Origin of the sequence: Tenacibaculum retecalamus (assembly GCF_027941755.1) — a bacterium.
GTDB classification, from domain to species: Bacteria; Bacteroidota; Bacteroidia; order Flavobacteriales; family Flavobacteriaceae; genus Polaribacter; species Polaribacter haliotis_B.
This window is the reverse complement of the sequence record NZ_CP115916.1, coordinates 2,585,070-2,609,500: the sequence shown is the minus strand read 5'-3', so window position 1 is coordinate 2,609,500 and position 24,431 is coordinate 2,585,070. Positions and strand designations below refer to the sequence as shown.

Annotated in this window: 14 protein-coding genes and 2 pseudogenes; 13 read left to right on the top strand and 3 right to left on the bottom strand. The window is 32.0% G+C overall.

Translation table 11 applies throughout. From position 1 onward, the window contains the following. Positions 1–428: 428 nt before the first annotated feature. Genes PG912_RS12290 through PG912_RS12280 form a run of 3 tightly spaced genes read left to right on the top strand, consistent with a single transcriptional unit; the run spans position 429 to position 4,202 of the window. Positions 429–1,100: a hypothetical protein gene (locus PG912_RS12290; protein WP_275687759.1), complete on the top strand. Its 672-nt coding sequence runs from the start codon at positions 429–431 to the stop codon at positions 1,098–1,100. Between the two features lie 8 nt (positions 1,101–1,108). Continuing rightward, positions 1,109–2,824, top strand: coding sequence for a hypothetical protein (locus PG912_RS12285; RefSeq protein ID WP_275687758.1), 1,716 nt, complete (start codon positions 1,109–1,111; stop codon positions 2,822–2,824). A gap of 4 nt (positions 2,825–2,828) precedes the next feature. Next, entirely contained in the window at positions 2,829–4,202 is a 1,374-nt protein-coding gene (locus tag PG912_RS12280) for a hypothetical protein (protein WP_275687757.1), read from the top strand. Here the strand turns inward: PG912_RS12280 and PG912_RS12275 are convergent. Genes PG912_RS12275 through PG912_RS12265 form a run of 3 tightly spaced genes read right to left on the bottom strand, consistent with a single transcriptional unit; the run spans position 4,180 to position 6,945 of the window. Further along, positions 4,180–5,295 carry a DUF3667 domain-containing protein gene (locus PG912_RS12275; protein ID WP_275687756.1) on the bottom strand — a complete coding sequence of 372 codons (1,116 nt, stop codon included), beginning with the start codon at positions 5,293–5,295 and terminating at the stop codon, positions 4,180–4,182. The two genes, PG912_RS12280 and PG912_RS12275, sit on opposite strands and share 23 nt — an antisense overlap. Further along, positions 5,295–5,681 carry a Co2+/Mg2+ efflux protein ApaG gene (apaG, locus tag PG912_RS12270; protein ID WP_260587090.1) on the bottom strand — a complete coding sequence of 129 codons (387 nt, stop codon included), beginning with the start codon at positions 5,679–5,681 and terminating at the stop codon, positions 5,295–5,297. The genes PG912_RS12275 and apaG overlap by 1 nt, the downstream gene beginning before the upstream one ends. Before the next feature lie 40 nt (positions 5,682–5,721). Continuing rightward, positions 5,722–6,945: a type IX secretion system plug protein gene (locus PG912_RS12265; protein WP_275687755.1), complete on the bottom strand. Its 1,224-nt coding sequence runs from the start codon at positions 6,943–6,945 to the stop codon at positions 5,722–5,724. Between the two features lie 157 nt (positions 6,946–7,102). Between PG912_RS12265 and PG912_RS12260 the strand changes: the two genes are divergently transcribed. The 10 genes and pseudogenes from PG912_RS12260 (at position 7,103) to PG912_RS12215 (ending at position 24,226) form a co-directional block, all read left to right on the top strand. Then, positions 7,103–8,455 (top strand): Na(+)-translocating NADH-quinone reductase subunit A, encoded by a 1,353-nt coding sequence (locus PG912_RS12260; RefSeq protein WP_275687754.1) that lies wholly within the window; start codon positions 7,103–7,105, stop codon positions 8,453–8,455. A 3-nt stretch (positions 8,456–8,458) separates the two neighbouring features. Beyond that, the gene (locus PG912_RS12255) at positions 8,459–9,664 is read left to right on the top strand and encodes an NADH:ubiquinone reductase (Na(+)-transporting) subunit B (RefSeq protein WP_275687753.1); all 1,206 of its coding nucleotides are present in this window, start codon (positions 8,459–8,461) and stop codon (positions 9,662–9,664) included. 2 nt (positions 9,665–9,666) lie between these two features. After that, positions 9,667–10,407 carry a Na(+)-translocating NADH-quinone reductase subunit C gene (locus PG912_RS12250; protein ID WP_260587086.1) on the top strand — a complete coding sequence of 247 codons (741 nt, stop codon included), beginning with the start codon at positions 9,667–9,669 and terminating at the stop codon, positions 10,405–10,407. A 2-nt stretch (positions 10,408–10,409) separates the two neighbouring features. After that, positions 10,410–11,053: pseudogene (locus tag PG912_RS12245) on the top strand (NADH:ubiquinone reductase (Na(+)-transporting) subunit D). Between the two features lie 31 nt (positions 11,054–11,084). Further along, positions 11,085–11,843: an NADH:ubiquinone reductase (Na(+)-transporting) subunit E gene (gene nqrE / locus PG912_RS12240; protein WP_260587084.1), complete on the top strand. Its 759-nt coding sequence runs from the start codon at positions 11,085–11,087 to the stop codon at positions 11,841–11,843. Beyond that, positions 11,843–13,160: pseudogene (nqrF, locus tag PG912_RS12235) on the top strand (NADH:ubiquinone reductase (Na(+)-transporting) subunit F). Before nqrE ends, nqrF begins: the two are co-directional and overlap by 1 nt. Positions 13,161–13,369: 209 nt before the next feature. Then, positions 13,370–15,280, top strand: coding sequence for a sensor histidine kinase (locus tag PG912_RS12230; RefSeq protein WP_275687752.1), 1,911 nt, complete (start codon positions 13,370–13,372; stop codon positions 15,278–15,280). Continuing rightward, positions 15,281–16,009 (top strand): LytR/AlgR family response regulator transcription factor, encoded by a 729-nt coding sequence (locus tag PG912_RS12225; protein ID WP_275687751.1) that lies wholly within the window; start codon positions 15,281–15,283, stop codon positions 16,007–16,009. Positions 16,010–16,111: 102 nt separating this feature from the next. Continuing rightward, positions 16,112–23,302 carry an MBG domain-containing protein gene (locus PG912_RS12220; RefSeq protein WP_275687750.1) on the top strand — a complete coding sequence of 2,397 codons (7,191 nt, stop codon included), beginning with the start codon at positions 16,112–16,114 and terminating at the stop codon, positions 23,300–23,302. A gap of 45 nt (positions 23,303–23,347) precedes the next feature. Further along, positions 23,348–24,226: a PorP/SprF family type IX secretion system membrane protein gene (locus tag PG912_RS12215; protein ID WP_275687749.1), complete on the top strand. Its 879-nt coding sequence runs from the start codon at positions 23,348–23,350 to the stop codon at positions 24,224–24,226. Positions 24,227–24,431: the final 205 nt, after the last annotated feature.

Sequence of the window (24,431 nt, the reverse complement as noted above, 5' to 3'; positions counted from 1 at the left end):
TTGTTTGTGTGTTTAAAAATATTTTTAATTTAAAAAGTGAAAAACAAAATCTAATGCTATTTATTTACATTGATTAAGTAGCTACTTTTAATAAACAATTTGTAATTGTTTGATAGTACAAAGTTACCATTTATTTTAGTAATTACTAAGGTGTTTTTAAGAGGTGTTTATCAAAATAAAACAGATTATGTGTGCGGTAACTTATTTGCCTTTAGGAGATGAGGGTTTTGTAGTTGTTTCGAGTAGATATGAAGGACGAAAACCAAAAAAAGCAGGATAAAAACGAAGTGAAATTGAAATTTTATCTTGTAGAAATGATAGGTGTTATTGTCGTTATAAACAAAACAAGTAAAGTATTGTAAATTTAATTATGGCTATATGTAGGGATAGCGAAACAAAGTTTTTTATTATTTTTGCAAGAAAAAACTATGCATAAAAAACGACTGTTGTTTTCGTTACTAATTTCCCTTTTTTTATTTACAAGTTGTTTTGAATTTGTAGAAGAAATATCTTTTAATAAAGACGGTTCAGGATCGGCTACCTTCACGATAAACTTAAGTAAGAGTAAAACTAAAATAGCATCAATAATGCTATTGGATAGTGTTAACGGTTATAAAGTGCCATCGAAGAATACTATTAGAAAGGAATTGAATAAAATTGTTGAGAAAATTAAAACCACCAAAGGAATTCATACTGTAAAAAACACGTTGAATTTTGAGGAATTTATTGTTACGATATCTTGTAATTTTGATACTGTGGATGCTCTTAACACTATTTTATCAACCTTTAGTTCTAAAAGAGATGCATTGGCAATAAAAAAGCACAAACATTTTAAATACGACAATATTAATAAAACATTTGTTCGTAGTCATCATTTTAATATTGGTAAAGCATTTCAGAAAGCAAAAATGAAAGATCGTAAAGTATTTGAAACAGCTAGTTATACAAGTGTTTATCGATTTGAATCAGCAGTAAAATCATGTACGAACCAGCAAGCAAAAATTGCCAAAAGTAAAAAAGCAGTGATGTTGCGAGTTAATGCGCAGGATATTATAACAAACAAACAAACAATCAAAAATAAAATACAACTTACTAATTAAAATTAACCATGAAAAAGATTATTGCTACCCTATTATTTGTAAACAGTTTTGTTGTTTTACAAGCCCAAAAATTAGAAAACAAAATACCTAATAATGCAGATGTTGTTATTATGGCAAATGCAACTAATTTATTTGATTTAATAAGTGTTTCTGATGTAAATGAAAGCATTATGGGAAAAGAGATACTGAAAAATATCAATAGAAAAAGAGAAGAAAAAATTACTTCGGTAAGTAAAGCAGGGTTTGATACTGCATCTAATGCTTACTACTTTTTTCAGAAAAATGATAGTATTTCATATCATACTTTCTTAGTAGAATTAAACGACAAAGCACTGTTTGAATCTATGTTATCGGAAAGAGACCTTAAGAAGATTAAAAAAGAAAATGACTACAGTTATATTCAAGGTTATAGCGAATTAAGAATTTGGAATGATGATGTTCTTTTAATTATCAACGGAGATAAATCGCGTAGTTATTTAAAAAAACATAACGACCGTTTTGAAAAATTAAAAGAAGAAGGAGAATCTATATATTCGGTTAGAAAAAGGTTTGCACAATTGTGGACTAAAAAACATGCTTTTTCAATCTTAGAAAATTCAACATCTAACGGAATTGCTACTAATTCAAGTTTTCAAAAAGGAAAGAAAAAAGGTTCAGTTGCTACGCTTTGGGTTCGTAATTATGGAATGTTAATGTCTGATTTAATTGGTTCTTTTAGTAGAAATTTAAGTTCTTCAATGAATTATTTTATACCACAAGAAGGTAAAAATATTTATGGCGTAGAAGAGGTTACTGCAAACTTGTTTTTTAATGAAAATAATGCAAGTATTTTGTTAGATATGGCTGTGAGTGATGATATGTCGAAATCTTTTAAAAAGATTTATAACAAAAAAATGAGCAGTACTTTAATAAATAGTTTCGATCATAATAAAGCATTGGCTTTTTGGAGTGTTTCGATGGATACGGAAGAATTATTAAAGCAGTACCCAGAAATGATAAATAAAATGTACGGTGGTATTGTACCAAAGTTTAAAGAAGAAGTAGATGTTGCTGGAGATTTATTATCATTACTTGTAGATGAAGCGGCGATTGCTAAATTAGTTACTGGCGATGCGTTATTTGTTTTAAATGGATTTTCAGAAAAAGATGTTACTTACACGACTTACAAATATGATGCTGATTACAAACGTAAAGAAGTAACTAAAACTAAAAAAACAGTAGTGCCTGATTTCACTTTGATGATTGGCTCTGAAGAAAAAGAGTTGTTAAACAAAATCTTCAGATTAGGTCAAAAGCACAAAACAATAATAGCTTCTAATAATGTTTATGAGTTTATTAAAAAAAGTAAAGAACTTCCTTTTAATATATATGCAGTAATTAAAAATGATGTTTTATATATAACTACATCAAAAGTAAGAGCTATAAATATTGAAGCAGGCAGAGCAAATTATAAAGCAACAAAACATAGTAAATTAATAAAAAGAAACTCAAGTGTAGTTTATACAGATATTAATGCTTTAATTAAAAATATGCCAACAGAATGGTTTGGTAGAAATGAACGTAAAATGGCAAGTATCTCTAAAGAGAATGTTAAAGATATTAGTTTTAGAGTTTCAAAAGTAAAGGGAAATAAAATTTCGTCTGAATTACGATTAAATACGAAAGGTAAAGAAGAAAATACTTTAAAATTATTATTTAAGGTAATTAACGAAATAGCAAAATAGTTAGATGCTTAAAAAGATAGGATTTACTATTTTAATTATACTAGGGATCGTGTTTACGGTTGGATATTTTAGATACAATCCAACGGTAAATATAACCAATACAATACCTGCTTATGCAGATGCGGTTATTCGTGTTAATTTACGAGAGATCGAATATAATATACTAAAGGATGTCGTAAGACATCCTTTTTTGTATTTTAAATCAAATGAAAAAACAACTAAAAATAAGGAGAACCCTAAAAATAAAATATCTTTATTTGATGCTATAGAAATTCCTGCGGATGTATTCTTTTACACAAACGAGCGTAATTTAAAAGATACTTGGGTTAGTAGCGCACTTAAGATGAAAAGCAAGAATAATTTACAGGCTTTTTTTAAGCAAGAAAAGATAGTTAAGAAAAATACCCAACAAAAGGTTGTATATTTTACATATAAACAACGTGTTTTTTTTATCATAAATAATGAAGTAAGGTTGTTATTTAGTTTTAAAAAAATTAAAAATATAGCTGATAAATTGAGCTTTATATCGCAAGAGAAGGGTTATTTATCAACAAGTGATAAAATTATTGATAACATAAAAAAAAGTACGAATCTTATTGCAATGGCAACTTCAAAAGGTGTTTTTTTTGAATTAGGAATCAACGGGAAAACAGTAGTTGTAAATGCCGAGTTAGCTGAAAAAAACAGTCTTTTTTTGCCATATAAAGCAAAAAGTAGTGCGACTTCTTTGGTGCAGGCTTCGGGGAAAATTAACAAGCACTTTTTATTCGATTTTCTAGGGGAGAAACAAAAGGATAATTTAAAAAAATTAACAACTTTATCGTTAGATAGTATTCGTAATAAATGGAATGGTGAGTTTGATCTGGATTTAGCCTCTTTTATTAATAAAAAAGACACCATAGTAACTTATGAATACGATGATGATTTTAATAAAGTAGCGAAAACAATCATTCAAGAAAATGTAATTCCTAAGGGGAGTTTTAGAATAGGAGGGGCTACTTTTTCGGAGTACTTATATTCTAAAGAGGCTATCAAAAATATAGAAACTGATAGTTTATTGGTTTTAAACCCCTTTTTTAAAACGTATGTTAGTAAGCAAAAAAACAGCTTATTTTTATATTCAACAAAAGATAAAATCGCTTCGAATTTTAAACAAGATGAAAAGCATAAGTTTTCGTTTTTTTTTAATGCAGAAAAATATTTTGAAACTGAAAAAGGAACTTATCGTACTGCTAATAAATATTTACTTCCTATAAAAACGATTAACGCTTTTGTTACAAGTACAAATAAAATGGTAGTAAAGATTAATTTTAAAGAATCTTTTCAAAGTTATATGTATCAATTGTTAAGAGAATCTAATACAAAGCAAAAGCAATAAATGAAATTGCGAACGAACCTAAAAGAGCTAAAAAGAAAAATACAAAATTTGCCATTATAAACTTAAAGAATGTTTTAAAATACCCTTGTCCATAAAACTTTTTCATGGCCATAAATAAGTATAGTGTAAATAATATTAAGAAAATACCCAGTAAATATTCAGCATCTTTAAAATAGCCGATTAAATAAAAAATAGATAATAGCAAAAAGAAAACTGTTTGCGTGTGAAAAACAAAAACAAGATGTTCTACATAGGTAAATTTTCTTCGGATGTATAGAATTCGTAAAAACAGCGTAAAAATAGGTAATAGAATAAAAAGCGCTATTGATGCATAAGATAATATTTGACGGTAGAATTTTTGAGTTTCACTTTCTTTAGAAATAAAAGTATTGAAAACTCCAGTTCTTGAGTATAAAAAACGGTTTCCAAAAGTTTTCTTCATTTGCAAGCTATCCAACGCATTGTCTATAGAAACTTTTGGGTGCTCTTTCTGAAACTTCATCAGTTTAATGAGACTGTCAGATTCATCAAAACCAATATTCATCATTGACTGTTTTGAATTGCCACCTACTTTTAAAGAGTCAATTTTTTGATTAATCAACTTAGCGTTAACAGAATCTTTCTTGTCAAGTTCTTTAAAAACGGCATCTTGAATGGAATCTAAATCTACTTCAAGTGCTTTTACGCCATTCTCGTCAATTTTTATTTGTGATGTAACTTTGTTAGAAGATTTACCGTATTGTAATTCGTTAAATTTATCATAGCTTTTTGTCATTCCTATAATTAAAAAGAAAATAACAGATACAGTTAAGTAGAAACGAAACGGATTAGAATAGCGATTTCTTTTACCATCAATATAATCTTTAGATACTTTTCCTGGTTTTATTAATAAAGGAAGAAGTGTTCTCCAAAAACGTGCATCCCAAGAAAAGAAACCAGCAAAAACTTCTCGAATAAAACTACCTAGCGTAATTTTTTTACCTTTATTTTTTTGACCACATTCGGGGCAAAATTTTTCATCTTGAGAAAATGGATAACCACAATTTAAGCAATTAGGTTCTTTTATAATTGCAAGTTTAGTTTTTTTAGCCATTAGTTTAAAGTCGGAGTAGTGGTTAGTTGAAATGTTGGAATAATGGCCATGAACTCTTCTGAAGTTTCAAAATTAATCATTTTGTAACTTCCCTTCATAGCGCCGGTTGTTGATAGTAAAAAGCAATTAGATCTGTAATTATAGGTAGCTCCTGGGTTAAGAATAGGAGTTTCACCTACAACGCCTTCTCCTTCTACAAATTCAGTAGTATTAAGGGCATCAAAAATTTTCCAAAAACGTTCTAAAAGTTTTACGGTGTCTTTTGAGTTGTTTTCGATGGAAACATAGTAACTAAAAGAGTAAAATTGTTGGTAGCCACGATAAATTACACCGTTAAAGGTGGTCTTAATTGCTATTTTTATGCCTTTGGTTACTTGTTGAAACATTTTATAAATATAAACTTTTTTAGGTTTTTTGTCAACTATATTACCTGTTTTGGTTAAAGTAGCCGTTTCCAACACCAATAACTCTGTCGTAAGTTCCACCAAATGGTTTGTAATATACAACTACAGTGTATTTATTTTCAGTCTGATAGAAGGATCCGTCTATTTCGTTTAGATCAACAAGGCTATTGTTTTTGTTTAACGTTGCGTAATTGTAGTTGTAAAAACCTTGCTTAAATTTAATTGAACCTTCGTAAATTTCATCAATCGCATTGTATTTTAACTTGTTTTCATCTGATAATTGATAATTATTAAAAGCTCCGTATACAAAAACTTCTTTGTTGTCATATGGTTCGTAGGCATCCAAAGAAAAATGAACGATTGAATAATCTGCTTCGGTATTTGGATCATTGGCCTCTAAAGTTCTCACAACAAACTGCCCATTAATATCTGGGTTGTAGGTGTAAATTTTATTTATTCGTTGTTCATCGGTGTATAAATAACTATGGTAGAGTTCTTTTCTTTCGGTTTTTGCAATATTTAAACTTGTGTTTCGCAGATGTTTGCTGTCGAAATTTAAAAATTCATTCCCTCCCCAAAAATTTGTTTTAAAAGTATGATTATATACTAATTGTTGAGGTTTTATAAACTGTGGTTGAATATTGTTAATAACCGTTTTCCAGTTATGATTTTGAAATAAAACAGTATTAATTTCTTGACTAGGGTTGTTAATTACCAAATTTTGATGATTCACGGTAAATTGAACGGTTTGCTTTTTTTGATTTGATTGCGCATCTCTACTTCTAAAAACAGCAACTCCAACAGTAGTAATATCTTCATAAAAAACACAGCGTCTCGAAAAGACTACTTCATAATCGTCGTCTAAAACAGAAAGTAAATAGTTTCCGCTTTTGGTAATAATCGTATTTTTATTTGGGATTTCGACTGAATAATGTGTGTAGAGTTGTAATGTATTAAAAGAATTACTGCTATTAATTATCTCGTTTTCATTAAAACCGTTGATGTATTGATTAGAAGTTAGGCTACTCGGCTTCCAATCATGGGTCATGTGTTCAATTTTATATTGATATTCTTTATTATCACCATCTAAATCATCAAAAGACAGTTTTAAAACATCACCTAACCTAACAATTGCCGAAAATTGATTGGTGTTGTGTTTTGGTCGTAATTGAATTGTTTTAATATTTTGAGCATTCCCAGTTTGGTAGCACGCAAGGAATAAGAAGATTAGAAAGTGTTTTATCATAAATGCAAATGTATCAAAATGTAGACCAAAGACAAATATTTATTTAGAATAGATATAAATAAAGAGCTATTGAAAAGATATAAATATAAATACTTACCCGAAAAAATCAAAATCTGTAAATTTGCTTGTTTTTAGAAAATCAATTTAATCAGTTCCTATGTCAAAAGACATCCGTATTAAGAAAGGCTTGGACATCAAGCTCGTTGGCGACGCAGAGCAAGTAATTACCGAACTTCCGTTAGGTAATACATTTGCAATTCAGCCAAGCGATTTTCATGGCGTTATTCCAAAAATTTTAGCAAAAGAAGGTACCGAAGTAAAAGCAGGTCAAGCACTTTTTTATTCAAAAAGTGATGAGCGTATTTTATTTCCTAGTCCGGTAAGTGGTAAAGTTACAGAAATCGTTCGTGGAGACAGAAGAAAAGTTTTAGCAATAAAAATCACTGCTGATGCACAGCAGCAATATACCGACTTTGGTAAAAAAGATATTGATGCAATGTCTGGAGAAGAAGTGAAAACTCACTTATTTGCTTCAGGTTGTTGGCCATTTGTAAAACAACGTCCGTACGACGTGGTTGCAAATCCAAATCAAGCTCCGAAAGCCATTTTTGTGTCAGCGTATGCAAGTGCACCTTTAGCAGCAGATTATGATTATGCATTAAAAGGTAAAGAAGCTGAATTACAGGCTGCCTTAACTGCATTAACAAAACTAACAGCAGGTAAAGTACACGTTTCAATTGCAAAAGACTCAACATTATCTCCATTTAAAGAGATGAAAGGAGTTGAGTTACACAACGTATCAGAATCACACCCTGTGGGTAATGTAAGTACTCAAATAGCACAAATAGATCCTATTAATAAAGGAGAAGTTGTGTGGGTAGTTACTCCGCAAGATTTAGTGGTAATTGGTGAGTTGTTGTTAACCGGAAAATTTAATGCGAAGCGTACAATTGCTTTAGCAGGATCTAAATTTAGCAAGCCACAATACGTTACTGCTATAGCAGGAGCAAGTATTGCTGAACTTGTAAAAGGAAATTTAGAAGCTGATAATGCACGTGTAATAAGCGGAAACGTATTAAGTGGTACTCAGGTTGGCGAAGAAGGATATTTAGGATACTATGAGAATATAGTAACTGCAATTCCTGAAGGAGACGATTATGAATTGTTCGGTTGGAATAAACCTGTTTTTAACAAGGTTTCTACCTCAAGAGCATTTACGTTCTCTTGGTTAAATCCGAAGAAAAAATATGACTTAAATACTAATACAAACGGTGAGCACAGAGCATTTGTGGTTACAGGATCGTATGAAGAAGTATTTCCGTTAGATATCTATCCGATGCAATTATTAAAAGCTTGTATGTATAAAGATCTTGACGAAATGGAAGGATTAGGAGCTTACGAAATTGCACCAGAAGATTTTGCAGTAACAGAATTTATTTGTGTGTCTAAACAACCTCACCAGAAAATAATTCGTGAAGGATTAGATTTAATGAGAGAAGAATTAGGATAAGATATGGGCTTAAAACAAAACTTACATAATTTAAAAGAAAAGTATAAAGGATCCAAAATGGCACCGCTATTTAATGGTTTTCATACTTTCTTATATTTGCCAAATGAGACAACTCACGGAGGAACTCATATTAAGGCAGCAGATGATTTAAAACGTACAATGAATATTGTAATCATGGCTTTAGTACCATGTTTAATTTTCGGTATGTTTAATGCAGGATATCAACATTATGCAGCAATTAATGGTTTTACTGAAGGAATGTCTTTCTTTAGTGGCGATTTTTGGAACTTTGACAACTTATTAGTTGGAGCAGTAAAAATTTTACCATTAGTAATTGTATCATACGTAGTTGGTTTAGCAATAGAATTTATATTTTGTATCATAAAAGGACACGAAATTGAAGAAGGGTATTTAGTTACAGGAATGTTAGTTCCTTTAATTGTACCAATCGATTTACCATTATGGATGTTAGCTGTTGCAGTTATATTTGGTGTGGTAATCGGTAAAGAAGTTTTTGGTGGTACAGGAATGAATATTCTTAACCCAGCATTAACAATACGTGCATTTTTATTCTTCGCATATCCAACTTGGATGTCTGGAGATAAAGTGTGGGTGGCAGATGCTAGAGAATTAGCAGGAACTGCTGATGCTATTTCTGGTGAAACAGTTTTAGGAAGCTTAGCGCAATCACAACCATTAACACATTCGGTTTCTGATATGTTCTTCGGATTTATTCCGGGTTCAGTAGGAGAAACATCAACATTCTTAATTTTATTAGGAGGGCTTTTCTTAATCTTAACAAAGATTGGAAGCTGGAGAATTATGTTATCTGCAGTAATCGGAGCTTTAGTAATGGGATTCATTTTTAATCAAGTAGTTGATTTAGGATGGATTGGTGAAACAAGTAAGTTTTACGGATTAATGAGTTTAGATTTCTGGAAACATTTATTAATTGGAGGTTTTGCTTTTGGTGCCGTTTATATGGCAACTGATCCTGTATCAGCATCACAAACCAACAAAGGAAAATGGATTTATGGTTTCTTTATCGGATTTATTTCGATTATGATTCGTGTATTCAATCCAGCCTATCCAGAAGGAGTAATGTTAGCTATTTTATTAATGAACGTTTTTGCTCCAACAATTGACCATTATGTGGTTCAAGGAAATGTAAAGAGAAGATTAAAACGTGCTAAAGTTAAAACTGCCTAATTATGAGTAAGAGAACAGATAGTAATGGATATACGCTACTTTTTGCCATTGGTATGGTATTAGTAGTAGGTGCGTTGTTAGCTTTTACAGCTTCATCGCTTCGCCCAATGATTGATGCAAACAAACGTATCGAAAAGCAACAAAACATTTTGTATGCTATGGGGGTAAATGATAATGATGAAAGCAGTGCAGTTTTTGTATCTAAAGACAAAGTAGCTGACGCGTTTTCAAAAAACATCAAAAAACAATTAGTTATTGAAGGTGATAAAATTACTGAAGATGCTAATGCATATTTAATTGATGTAAAAAAGCAACAAACAGCTGCAAAAGCAGGACAAGTAAGAAAATTACCATTATTTGTGGGCGAAAAAGACGGTAAAACGTTTTACATAGCACCAATTAGAGGTAAAGGTCTTTGGGATGCTATTTGGGCATATGTTGCAATGGATAAGAATATGGTAGTACAAGGTGCATTTTTCGATCACAAAGGAGAAACACCAGGTTTAGGAGCTAACATTAAGCAACGTTACTTTATGGATGATTTTATTGGTGAAGATTTAATGAACAACGGTTCTTTTAAAGGAATCACAGTTTCTAAATCAAACAATGATCCGAAGAACGAAGATAAAAATGATAACGAGGTAGATGCAATTGCAGGAGCAACCATTACAGGTGATGGAGTTGCAGCAATGATTAAATCTGAATTAGGTTTATACGTGCCTTACTTTAAAACATTGAAATAAATATGGGACTTTTATCAAAAAAAGACGCAGTATTAATTACAGATCCGTTATTGGATAACAACCCAATTACGATTCAAGTATTAGGTATCTGTTCAGCATTAGCAATTACAGCAGAGCTTAAAGCTTCTATAGTAATGGCAGTTTCTGTATTATTTGTATTAGGTATTGGAAACGTTGTAATCTCTTTAATGAGAAACATCATTCCATCAAAAATTAGAATTATTGTACAGTTAATCGTAGTTGCTGCTTTAGTAATTATTGTAGATCAAGTATTAAAAGCATTTGCTTACGAGTTAAGTAAAACACTTTCGGTATTTGTTGGATTAATTATTACCAACTGTATTATTATGGGACGTTTTGAAGCCTTTGCTTTAGGAAATGGCTATGGAGAGCATTCTTAGACGGAATAGGAAATGCATTAGGTTACGGTGCTATTTTAATAGCAGTAGGTTTCTTTAGAGAGTTGTTAGGTTCTGGTACTTTATTAGGATTTAAAGTATTAGGAGATCCTATTGAACTAACAGGATTGTATGCTTTCGGATATGAAAATAACGGATTTATGTTATTATCACCAATGGCATTAATAGTTGTTGGTATCATTATTTGGATACAACGTAGTAGAAACAAAGCACTAATTGAAGACTAACCCAGTTAGGAATCATTAAAAATATAGAAAAATGGAACATTTAGAATTATTTTTCAAGTCGATATTTATTGATAATATGGTATTTGCTACATTCTTAGGAATGTGTTCTTACCTAGCAGTATCTAAAAAAGTAGCAACAGCAGTAGGTTTAGGAGCTGCAGTTATTTTTGTATTAGCTGTAACAGTACCTATCAACTGGTTATTAGATCAATATTTATTGCAACCAGGAGCATTGTCTTGGTTAGGAGCAGAATATGCCGATTACGATTTAAGTTTCTTATCATTTATTATGTTTATTGCAACGATTGCAACCATGGTACAATTGGTAGAAATTATTGTAGAGAAATTTGCACCAGCATTGTATAACTCATTAGGTATTTTCTTACCATTAATCGCAGTAAACTGTGCAATTTTAGGAGGGTCATTATTCATGCAATCTCGTGAAATTCCTACTTTAGGTTTATCATTAACTTATGGTATTGGTTCAGGAATCGGCTGGTTTTTGGCAATTGTTGCTATTGCAGCAATTCGTGAAAAAATTAGATACTCATCTGTACCACCAGCTTTAAGAGGATTAGGAATCACTTTTATCATTACAGGTTTAATGGCAATCGGATTTATGAGCTTTGGAGGTATGTTAACAGGTGGTGACGAAGAAGTGAAAACTGAAGAGGCACCAAAAACATCTGTAGTTACTCCAAGTACTATTGAGAAGAAAGCTGAGCAAAAAGAAGAGGTAAAAGAGAAAGCTGAAAAATTAGCTGATAACACTAAAAAAATTATAGAATAATGGTATTTTTAGAAGTAAGTACAGGAGGTACAGTAGCTGTAACAGTTATATCTTTTTTAATAATCTTATTAATTTTAGTAGGATTGTTATTATTTGTAAAACAAAAACTAGCACCATCAGGACCCGTAAAAATTACAATTAACGGAGATAAAACAATCGAAGTTGCCTCAGGAGGTACATTATTATCTACTTTAGGAGCAGAGAAAATTTTCTTACCATCAGCTTGTGGTGGAGGTGGATCTTGTGTGCAGTGTGAATGTCATGTAAACTCTGGTGGAGGTGAAGCTTTACCAACAGAAACACCACATTTTACGCGTAAAGAATTAGCAGCAGGAGTGCGTTTATCTTGTCAGGTAAAAGTAAAACAAGACATGGATATTTCTATTCCAGAAGAAATTTTCGGAATTAAGAAGTGGGAAGCAGTAGTTGTAAGAAACTATAACGTAGCTACTTTTATTAAGGAATTTGTAGTTGAAATTCCTGAAGATATGGGCTACAAAGCAGGAGGTTATATTCAAATTGAAATTCCTAATACTGTTGTAAAGTATGCTGATATGGACGTTACAGCGCATCCACAAGAACACCCAGGTGAACCTGATAAGTTTAAAGGAGACTGGGAGAAATTTGGATTGTGGCCATTGGTAATGAAAAATGAAGAGATTGTAGAGCGTGCCTATTCTATGGCTTCTTATCCTGCTGAAGGAAGAGAAATTATGTTAAACGTACGTATTGCAACGCCACCATTCGATAGAGTGAAAGGCGGATGGATGGATGTAAATCCTGGTATCGCATCTTCATACATTTTTAACTTAAAGAAAGGAGATAAGTGTACTATTTCAGGACCTTATGGAGAATTCTTTATTAATGAGTCTGATTCTGAAATGTTATATGTAGGTGGTGGAGCAGGTATGGCACCAATGCGTTCTCACTTATATCAATTATTCAGAACATTAAAAACAGGTAGAACAGTAACATATTGGTACGGTGGTCGATCTAAAGCAGAATTATTTTATGTAGATCATTTTAGAGCTTTAGAAAAAGATTTCCCGAACTTTAAATTCTTTATTGCCTTATCAGATCCAACAGAAGCAGATAACTGGAAAGTTAAAACGGATGTTAGTGATGAAGCAGGAGACGGATTTACAGGATTCATTCACCAAGTAGTAATCAACGAATATTTATCGAAACACGAAGCACCAGAAGATTTAGAATTATATTTCTGTGCATTCACCATTAATGAACAACGCAGTTCAGAAAATGGGAGAAGATTTTGGTCTTGCAGACGAGAATATCCGATTTGATGATTTTGGAGGATAAACCAATAATCAAAATAAATTATATAAAACCGATACAGCAATGTGTCGGTTTTTGTTTTATATGTAAATTTCCCTTTTTTTGAATATTAAAGTTTTATTTTGCATAATAAAATGTTACTTATGAAATTGTTGATAAAAAAATGTGCTCTTGCCTTTTTTTTTATAAGTGTATTTACATCCTACGGGCAAATAAAGTCGTTGGATTCTCTTATGCCAAAATCTATTTCAATAAAAAATAATGCAGAATTTAAAAAAGCAATAGGCTATTTTGAAAAAACTATTAAGAATAGAAGGTCTGAATATAATTTTACTAAAAGGTATTTAAAATTAGCAGAAAACTGTTTAAAATGGAGTCAAAAGTATACAAAGAAAGAAGAGGTTATACTAAGAGTAAAATACTATATTTTTCATTATTATAACAATCAATATAAAGCAATTCCGGAAACTATTTACAGAGCCAAAGAGTTATTAACTTTTAAGAAGTTTTTAGCAATGGAAGAATCTATGTTTGTTTTGTTTGTTTTAAAATTAGCTTATAATGATTCGAAACAGTATGATAAATTATTAAAATTACTACCATTATATTACGATCAACAGAAAAAATTTGGAAAGCCATTTGGTGAAACAAAGGAGGACAAAATTGTAGAAGCAGAGCAAGGATTAATTGATGCATATGCTCATTTATATTATAACATAAAAAATTACAAGCAAGCTCAAAAATATTTTAAGTTACAGTTAAAATACTTAAAATCTATAGAGTCACATTATAGTATTTCTTACACGAGGTCTAGTTGTGAAAATAACATTGGATTATCATTTTTAAATGAAAAAAAAAATGATAGCGCCTTGTTTTATTTTAATAGTTCTTTGAAAACAATACACACTAAAATAGTAGGGGTCAAAAATATAGATACAGCTTATTTAAACCACTTTATAAATGTAATAAACGCGAATAAAGCAACTATCGATATTGATAAGAAGGAGTACGATATAGCATTGCCTATTTTACACAAAGTTTTAAAATCGAGTAAAGAAACAAAAGAAACACATATTCAATTAAGCGCCTATTACGACCTTGCTAGAATATCTTATTACAAAGAAAACTCACCACATTCTTTAAAATATTTAGATAGTATTTTTAAAATAATAAGGCTGTCTAAAAATAACAAAATGATGGTAAAGGCACTCCATCTAAAAGCAAAAAACTTAATGTTACTAGGAAACATTAACGATGCAAATGTTGTTTTCACAAAACATAAAAGACTGATTGATTCTTTAGAACAAGAGAAAACAAACAAAATATATACAGAGGAAACAATAAAATTAGATGTAGAAAACAAAACAAATCAATTATTAGAAAGTAGAAAAGTAATAATCAAGAAAGAGAAAATTGGTTTTTATCAAAAAGTAGGCATTGGTTTGCTTTTGTTTATTATTTTAAGTATGCTTTATGTTTATAAAAAATTCAATGAAAAATCTAAGATTATTAAAAGGCAAAAAATTATAGCAGAGAAGTCTTTAAATCAAAAAAAAATATTACTTAAAGAAATTCATCATCGAGTAAAAAATAACCTGCAATTAATTTCAGGGCTTTTGTATTTACAATCTATTAAGCATAAAAATAAAGAAGTAACCACAATGATAAATGAATCTCAAAAACACATAAGTTCTATCGCGCTTGTTCATGAGATGTTATATAAAGACGACACGTTATCTTTAGTTTCTATGGAAAAATATTTAAGAGGTTTAGGTACTAGCTTATTACAAGTTTCATCACAAGAAAATATTGAATATAAGTTAAGTATAATAAACGTTGATTTACCTATTAATTATGCAACAACCTTAGGTCTTATTATTAATGAATTGGTTATAAACTCATTAAAATATGCGTTTACCACAAAGCAAGGAATTGTTTCTGTGTCTTTAAAAGAGATTAATGAGAATGAATATATCTTTACGTATGCTGATAACGGAAAAGGATTTGATTCTGACACTAGCACAAAAAACACATTAGGTCAAAGACTAATAAAAATGCTAGCTGAAGAAATAGAGGCAGATTTAACAGTTATCAGTGAAAATGGTTTGAAGTATATTTTTAATTTTAAAACGAGATTAAAATAAATGGGAAAACCAAAAAGAATTTACATAGTAGAAGACATTGCTATTTCTAGAATATCTTTAGAAACCATGTTGTTAGAAAATAAATATGAAGTTTCTGGCTCTGCCGCAAAAGCAGAAATAGCATGGAAAGAGATTCAGCGTTTATCTGTAGATTTAATTTTGTTAGATATTAATTTAGCAGGAGAAAAAAATGGAGTTTGGTTGGCGCAACAAGTTCGTAAGCATTTAAACATAGCTATTGTCTATTTAACAGCTTTTAGTGATCAACAAACATTAAAAGAAGTATTAGAAACCAAACCTAATGGGTATTTAATGAAACCCTATCAAGAACCAACATTATTAACTACAATTAATATAGCGTTGACTAATTTCGAGAATCAAAAAGTATCTACTACTTCTGGTACCGAAGCAAACCATAATGATTTCGTATTTATAAAAGACGGACACACAAAAATTAAAATAAATATTAATGATATTTATTATGTAAAATCTGATGGAAATTATATAGAAATTACATTAAAAGAAAAAATGCACGTTGTAAGAGATAAACTATTAACGTTTAAAGAAGAATTACCTAATACTTTGTTTTTTCAGAGTCATCAACGGTATGTAATCAATGTTGCTAAAATTGAAGCGTTAAAAAAAGATATTGTGATTATTAAAAATGAAGAAATACCACTTTCTTTAAAATATAAAAGAGCTATAGAAGAAGCTAGTTCTGCGCTTTAATACAAGTTAAGTACAGATCACTTCCCATATTAATTTATAGCCTACAATTAACTATTCACCATACTTCCCATAAAAAGCCCCAAACTTCCCATTTTTTTTTATTTGTATTTATTTCTCATCACTTTTGCTGAAAATAACAACAATGTTTATAAAACTAGACCTTTTGAGGAGATTATTTCTTTTTTTTTAATAGCCGCAACATTTAATACAGCAGCAGCAGTTAACCCTATAGTTAAATTTAACTTATTAGAAATATATAATAATATTTTTATTGAAGACATAGTTTTACCTAATACATCAGGAGATTCAGAGGCAGTAAAAAGTACTAATAAAGCCCTTGATGTATCTGTAGGTTTAAATGACTACTTGATTGAAACAGATCATATATACAATCATGCAATAACAGGAAAAGCAAACAGTAATTTCTTTTTTGATTTTAATGACATCTCTGAATGTCAGAACGCTGCTTCTATTAAAATACAAATTGATAACAACATTGTAAATGTAGCATCAACAAACAGCATATCTAAATATGATATAATAATAGACAATGTCACTATCTCTTTAGGTAATCGATATGGGCAGGTATTAGATTTAGCAGCTTATATTCCTTTTAAAAAAATTCGAGTTAACCAATATTATGGAAGTTTAGGTGCCTCCGGTTCTATCGTAACTTATTCTGTAGATTTAACAGTAAAATCACCTACAGCATCTATGCCTGTTTCTGGACCTATTGTAAGTAATGTAGAGCATGAACAAGGAGAAATGGCAACTCCTTTATTAGGAACACTATCAGATTCAGGAGTTCGGTTAAAGTGGTACGCTTTTGAAACAGGGGGTATGCCAAGTAATATAGCTCCCACACCTAATACTTCTATTGTCGGTATAGTTAGTTACTGGGTTAGTCAGGTAGATGTGAATGGATGTGAAAGTGTACGATCAGAAATTAAAGTTACGGTTGTAGATACAACACCACCAATATTCGAAAACAGCACACCTTCTGCGGCAAGTATCGCCGGAACGAGTTTTACTTTAAATACAGATATAAACGAAACAGGAAAAATATATTATGTAGCAGTAGCAGATGGAGCAACAGTACCTACCTCAGCTGAGGTAAAAGCAGGAACTGCATCAGGTGGAGGAGCTGCAATTAAGAGTGCCAAAGCTACGGTTAGTTCTGGTGGTTTCACTAATGTATTTTCTGTTACAGGTTTAATAGAAGGCACAGCATATGATGTGTATGTGGTTGCACAAGATGATGAAGCAACTCCAAACTTACAAGCTATACCAACCAAAATAGATGTAACCACCACTAAAGTAGTTTTATCAATTTCGCAAACAAATATTACAGGTAATGGATTAAGTGATGGAACAGCTACTGTAGTAGCTTCAGGAGGTGTGCCGGCATACCAATTTCTATGGAGTGATGGACAAACTACGGCAACGGCAACGGGACTAATAGCAGGTAATTATACAGTAACTGTCAGAGACGACAATGGTAATGGTAATTCAAAAACAAGTAATACAATAACAATAACACAACCAGATAAATTAGTAGTTACAGTTGCTTCACAAACAAATATATCAGTAAATGGAGCTAGTGATGGAGCAATTACAGTAGCCGTCACAGGCGGAGTAACGCCATATTTTTATGCATGGAATGATGGACAGGTTACCGCTACTGCTACTGGTTTAGTAGCAGGAAATTACCATGTTACTGTTACTGATGCAAACGGTATTATGATTAAAAATAATGATTGTTATGGGAGTTCAACAGGAAGTTTATGTATTAAACTACACCAACTACCTTCGGTTACTACCGATGCCGCAACAATAATTACAGCAAATGGCGCTACAGTAAACGGAAATGTTACAGCTGACGGAGGAGCAACAATTACCGAAAGAGGTTTTGTATATGCATTAACGTCAGACGATAGCTCACCAACATTAGCAGAGGTAAACAACACAACTGTTTTTAAAGTGATAGTTACTGGAACAACAGGAGCTTTTACCAAAGCACTTACAAGTTTAAAAGCAAATAGTAATTATAGTGTTATTGCTTTTGCAACCAACAGTGCAGGTACAACAGAAACAACCAAAGAAACTTTTACAACGATTAATACCCCACCAATTTTTACATCAACAGCAATAACTTCTGTTGGTGAAGGTGATACTTATGGATACAACATTATAATCAATGATGTAGATGGCGATGCTGTAACAGTTAGCGCAACTACGAAACCTAGTTGGTTAAATTTAACATCAGGAACAATAGTAAGTACAATTGCAGGGGATGGTACAGGAGGTTTTCTAGATGGTACGGGAGTTATTTCTAAATTTTTGGTTCCTAATGGAATTGCTGTAGATGCTTCAGATAATGTTTATGTAGCAGATCGATATAATCATAGAATAAGAAAAATAACAGCTGCTGGTGTGGTGAGTACTCTAGCAGGAAGTGGTACAGCAGGTTTTCTAGACGGTACAGGAGCTTTAGCACAATTTAATTATCCTAATGGAGTTGCAGTAGATATTTTAGGGAATGTCTATGTAGCAGAAGGTTCTAATAGAAGAATAAGAAAGATAACTGCAGCAGGAGAAGTGAGTACTTTAGCAGGAAGTGGAGCCTCTGGTTCTGCTAACGGTTCAGGCACTGCTGCTCAATTTAAATTTCCTACAGGAGTTGCAGTAGATGTTTCAGGGAATGTCTATGTAGCAGATCAAGATGACCACAGAATAAGAAAGATAACTGTTGCAGGTGTAGTGAGTACTTTTGCAGGAGATGGTACAGCAGGTTTTCTAGACGGTACAGGCGTAGCTGCTAAATTTTATCAACCTAATGGAATTGGAGTAGATGCTTTAGGGAATGTTTATGTAGTAGGAACTGATCATAGAATAAGAAAGATAACTACTGCTGGTGTAGTTAGCACTTTAGCAGGAAATGGCACCTCTGGTTTTACAAATGGTTCAGGTACTGCTGCGCAATTTAACAATCCTTCTGGAGTAACCGCTGATGCTTTAGGGAATGTTTATGTAGCAGATCGAAATAATCGAAGAATAAGAAAGATAACAGCTACTGGTGTAGTGAGTACCTTTGCAGGAAGTGGAACCTTTGGTTCTGCTGATGGTTTAGGCACTGCTGCTCAATTTGGTAATCCTAATGGAATTGGAATAGATGCTTTAGGGAATATCTATGTTGCGGATACTGGTAGTCAAAAAATAAGAAAAATTACACAAGGCTCTGTGCTTTCAGGTGATACGACAGGAAAGGTTGGTGATCATAATATAACGCTTAAAGCAGCTGATGGAAATGGTGGAGTTACACAGCAAAGTTTTACAATTACGGTAAAAGGAAAACCTACTGTAACTACAACTGCCGCAACAATAATTACAGCAAGTGGAGCTACCGTAAACGGAAACGTAACTGCAAATGGTGGAGCAACAATTACCGAAAGAGGTTTTGTGTACGCATTAACAACTAACGATAGTTCACCAACATTAGCAGAGGTAAACAACACAACTGTTTTTAAAGTTGTTGTTACAGGTACAACAGGAGCATTTACCAAAGCACTTACAGGTTTACAAGTAAATAGTGGTTATAGTGTTATTGCTTTTGCAACCAATAGTGTGGGCACTACAGAGTCTTCAATAAAAACTTTTACAACGATAAACACAGCACCAGCCTTTACTTCAACAGCAGTAACCGCTGTTGACGAAGGGGATGCGTATAACTACAATATTACAACCAATGATGTAGATGGCGATGTTGTAACTATTACAGCCGCTACATTACCTAGCTGGTTAGGATTGATTAAAGTAAATACATTGAGTGCAATAGGAACCGGTGCAATTGGAAATACAGATGGAGATAAGGCAATAGCTCAATTCCATGATCCTGCTAGTGTTGCAGTAGATGCAAGTGGTAATATGTACGTTGGAACTAACGGTAATTATACTGGAACTCATATTCAAATCAGGAAAATTACACCTGATGGAATCGTATCTACATTTGCAGGGGCCGGTAGTTCGGGTAGTTTAGACGGTATTGGAACCAATGCTACTTTTAGTAGTATCTATGGAATGGATATTGACGATGCGGGAAATGTATATGTAGCCGATGGAAATAGTGTTAGAAAAATTACACCAGAAAGAGTTGTAACTACTTTAGGGACTATTAATCAGGTAGTAGATGTTGTGGTTGATAGTGAAGGAAATGTATATGGAGCAGAATATAATACAGGACATTTGTATAAAATTGTACCAGGTTCAGCAGCAGTTCTTTTTGCGCCCAGTGCTACTGGAGGTTCTCAAGTCGCAGGTTTGTCAATTGACGATTCTAATAATGTTTATATAAGCAGTAGAGGAGGTAAAATATTTAAAGTAACACCTGCTGCCGTGGTAACAGAAGAATTTTCAGGACTTACAATCAATGGAGGATTAGCTCATGATGCAAATGGTGATTTTTATTATACAGCAAATGGAGTAGTAAATAAGCTAGATATTTTAAATGGAGTCGAGACGACTGTAATGTCAGGAATAGGGCAAACCTGGGGTGTAGATGTCAGCACATCTGGAAATGTATATGCAGCAGATAGGAGTAATCATCAAATAAAAACGAAAGTAAATAATGGTTCAGTATTAACCGGAGATACTTTTGGTAATGAAGGAAGTCATAATGTAGTATTAAAAGCAGTTGATGGTAACGGAGGTATAACCACACAAAATTTTACCATTATAGTAAACGACATTACAGCACCAACAATTACGAAACTTAGTCCGTTAGACAATGCAACAGGGATTACTGTAAATAGTAACTTGGTACTTACCTTTAACGAAAACATAGTTACCAATACAGGGAACATTACAATACATGATGCTAGCGATGATAGCCTTATAGAAACAGTTAGTGTAACAAGTGGTAATGTAACTACTACGAATAAAGTAGCAACCATAAACCCAACAGTTGCTTTGGCATATAATAAAAATTATTATGTTAAGGTAGCAGCAACAGCATTTAAAGATGCAGCCAATAATAATTTTGCAGGTATAACAGATAAAACAACATGGCGTTTTGCTACAGAATTAAGAATAGCACCAACCATTACATTTGCAAATGTTAATAAAACCTATGGAGATGCTAACTTTAATTTAGCAGCAACTTCAAATTCAGGAGGAGCAATTAGTTATGCTGTTATTAGTGGTGGAACAGGAACAGCAGTTTTATCTGGAGCAAATAATAAAACTGTTAACATAGGTAATGCAGGAACTGTAACTATTAGAGCTACACAAGTAACTAGCGGTATGTATACAGCGAGTACAAAGGACATGCTATTAACAATAAATAAAGCAACATTACTTGTAAGTGCCGCAAATAAAACTAAAGTGTATGGTGATGTGAATCCTGTTTTTACATTTAACTACCTTTCTACTTCATTTAAAAATGGAGAAACATATACCGCATTAAGTAAATACCCTGTTGCAAGCTCAATAGCAACAACTTCAACAAATGTTGGAATGGTACCAATTACACTTACGGGTGGAGAAGCGGATAATTATGATTTTTCATACACTTCGAGTAATTTAACAATTACCAAAGCAGCATTGACAGCAACAGCACGAGATATAACACGTGAATATGGTGATGCGAATCCAGCGCTTATTATTGATTATTTAGGATTTAAAAATTCTGATGACGCAAGTAATCTTGATACAGCACCAATAGCAACAACAACTGCAGTAGTAGGATCTAATGTTGGTTCAGAAATTATTTCATTGTCTGCAGGAACAGATGATAATTATACAATTACATCGATTAGTGGAAAGTTAACAATTTCTAAAGCAACCTTAATAGTAACAGCTAAAAATCAAACAATTAATTATGGAGATAATTTTTCAATTGGCTTTGACTACGGAGCATTTAAAAATGGTGAAGATGCATCAGTATTAGATACAGGAGCTTATGTTTATATTGTTGGGGTAGCGCCATACAACGTTGGTACATATGTAATTAAACCAGATGCTGTTAGTGATAATAACTACACGCCAAGTTATATTAACGGTACTCTTACAGTAAATAAGGTAATACTAACAGCAACAGCAGATGACAAGAGTAAAGAATATGGCGATGCAAACCCAGCCTTTACAATTTTATATAGTGGTTTCAAAGGATCGGATAGTGTAGCAGATATTGATACCGCACCAACCGCTGCATCAACCGCAACTACAACTACATCTGTTGGTTCAGTAGGAATAACAACAATAGGAGGAACAGATAATAATTATACTATTTCAACTGTAAACGGAACCTTAACGATTGGAAAAGCAACATTAACAGCTACCGCTGATGATAAGAATAAAGAATATGGAGACGCAAATCCAGCCTTTACAATTTCGTATAGCGGTTTCAAAGGATCGGATAGTGTAGCAGATATTGATACAACACCAACGGCTACATCAACAGCAAGTGTAACTACAAATGTTGGTTCAGAAGCAATAACACTTACAGAAGGAACAGATAATAATTACACTATTTCAAATGTAAATGGAACCTTAACTATCGGTAAAGCAACATTAATAGCTAGCGCAGATGATAAGAGTAAAGTATTTGGAAAAGCCAATCCTACATTTACGATTACTTATAATGGTTTTGTAAATACAGATACAGCAACTGATTTAGATACAGCTCCAGTAGCAAGTACAACGGCAACAAATAGCACACCTGCCGGAACAGTAAGTATTAGTTTGAGTGCAGGAGTAGATACTAATTATACAATTACAAATATAAATGGAACATTAACCATTTTAATTGATACCGATGGAGATGGAGATCCAGATATAACAGATGAAGATGACGATAACGATGGAGTATTAGATGTGGATGATAATAGTCCTGAAATTCCAAACTCAGATCAACAAGATACTGATGGTGATGGAACACCTGATGTAGAAGAGGATTGTGATAATGATGGTGTAATTAATTATTTTGATACTGATACTACCAAATGTACAGATGCCATTACCCAAAAGAAAAAATATGGATTCTCACCAAACGGAGATGGTATTAATGATACTTGGACGATAGATAATATTTACTTACACGCTAATAACACGGTAAAAGTATTTAATAGGTCAGGAAAAATGGTTTTTCAACAAAAGGCCTATAAAAATACATGGAATGGTGTTTCTAATAAAATAAACAGCGGTCAGAGATTACCTGTAGGCTCTTATTTGTTTATCATAGAATTAAATGAAGCTGGAAAAAAACCAATTCAGGGTTGGTTATATATTAATTATTAATAAGTAGTTAAAATGATCATTCCAATAAATTTTAAAAAAAATAAAATGAAATCAATTTCAAGAATTAGCTTACTTGCGGCTCTTTTTACTATTAATTTACTAGTTGCACAACAAGATCCTAATTTTACATTATATAATTTTAACATGAATATCGTTAACCCTGCTTATGCAGGATCTAATGATACGGGAGAGATAAATTTATCTCACAGAAGCCAATGGATAGGAATAGATAATGCACCAAGTACACAAACATTATCTTATTCTACCCCTTTAAAAAATAATTTAGGACTTGGTATTTCTATAACAAACGATAAAGTGTTTGTTTTAAGTGAAACAGATGTTGCTATAGATATATCTTACAAATTAAAAATGTCTGAAACACACAATTTGTTTTTTGGAACAAAATTCGGAGGGGGATTTGTTAATGTAGATTTAAATGATGCAGGCGCTCCAGGAAATGATCCCTTATTTGCTAATAATCAAAGTTTTTTTAATGCGCATTTAGGTGCGGGTTTATATTTAAAACACACAAATTATTATGTAACAATCTCTACACCTAATTTTTTAAAAGGAAAACGATATGAAAAACAAGGAAATACACCAAGAGCAGCTGTAGATAATTTGCATATGTATTACGGAGCAGGGTATCATTTTAACGTTTCTGATAATGTAAAGCTAACACCTGGTTTTATGTATAGAAGTACAGAGGGTGCTCCGTCTTCTACAGATGTTAATGCAACGGTTGATTATAAAAATATTAAAGCAGGTATAAATTACAGAATAGATGAAGCGTATTCAATTTTCTCACTATTCAATATCACAAAAAATATACGGTTTGGTGCTGCTTACGATTTTACGACATCTGATATTAGTGAGATAAACAATAATGGATCTATCGAAATGTTGATTAGATATCAATTTTAAAGATCATTATTAAACTAAGGAGGTTGTAATGACTTGTAAACCGATACATTACTGTATCGGTTTTTTATACTTAAAAAGGTATCGCTTAGGTGTTTATTTTATCTACTCAGTAATTTTTGGGGTATAAAAGTTATTTATTTTTACTAAAATTACTTAAAAATAATAATATGAACTGTCCGAGATGTAAGTCAAAAATTATAGGAAG

Coding starts and splice junctions, on each gene's coding strand:
- PG912_RS12290 (WP_275687759.1), top strand. CDS start 429: ATGCATAAAAAACGACTGTTGTTTTCGTTACTAATTTCCCTTTTTTTA.
- PG912_RS12285 (WP_275687758.1), top strand. CDS start 1,109: ATGAAAAAGATTATTGCTACCCTATTATTTGTAAACAGTTTTGTTGTT.
- PG912_RS12280 (WP_275687757.1), top strand. CDS start 2,829: ATGCTTAAAAAGATAGGATTTACTATTTTAATTATACTAGGGATCGTG.
- PG912_RS12275 (WP_275687756.1), bottom strand. CDS start 5,295: ATGGCTAAAAAAACTAAACTTGCAATTATAAAAGAACCTAATTGCTTA.
- apaG (WP_260587090.1), bottom strand. CDS start 5,681: ATGTTTCAACAAGTAACCAAAGGCATAAAAATAGCAATTAAGACCACC.
- PG912_RS12265 (WP_275687755.1), bottom strand. CDS start 6,945: ATGATAAAACACTTTCTAATCTTCTTATTCCTTGCGTGCTACCAAACT.
- PG912_RS12260 (WP_275687754.1), top strand. CDS start 7,103: ATGTCAAAAGACATCCGTATTAAGAAAGGCTTGGACATCAAGCTCGTT.
- PG912_RS12255 (WP_275687753.1), top strand. CDS start 8,459: ATGGGCTTAAAACAAAACTTACATAATTTAAAAGAAAAGTATAAAGGA.
- PG912_RS12250 (WP_260587086.1), top strand. CDS start 9,667: ATGAGTAAGAGAACAGATAGTAATGGATATACGCTACTTTTTGCCATT.
- nqrE (WP_260587084.1), top strand. CDS start 11,085: ATGGAACATTTAGAATTATTTTTCAAGTCGATATTTATTGATAATATG.
- PG912_RS12230 (WP_275687752.1), top strand. CDS start 13,370: ATGCCAAAATCTATTTCAATAAAAAATAATGCAGAATTTAAAAAAGCA.
- PG912_RS12225 (WP_275687751.1), top strand. CDS start 15,281: ATGGGAAAACCAAAAAGAATTTACATAGTAGAAGACATTGCTATTTCT.
- PG912_RS12215 (WP_275687749.1), top strand. CDS start 23,348: ATGAAATCAATTTCAAGAATTAGCTTACTTGCGGCTCTTTTTACTATT.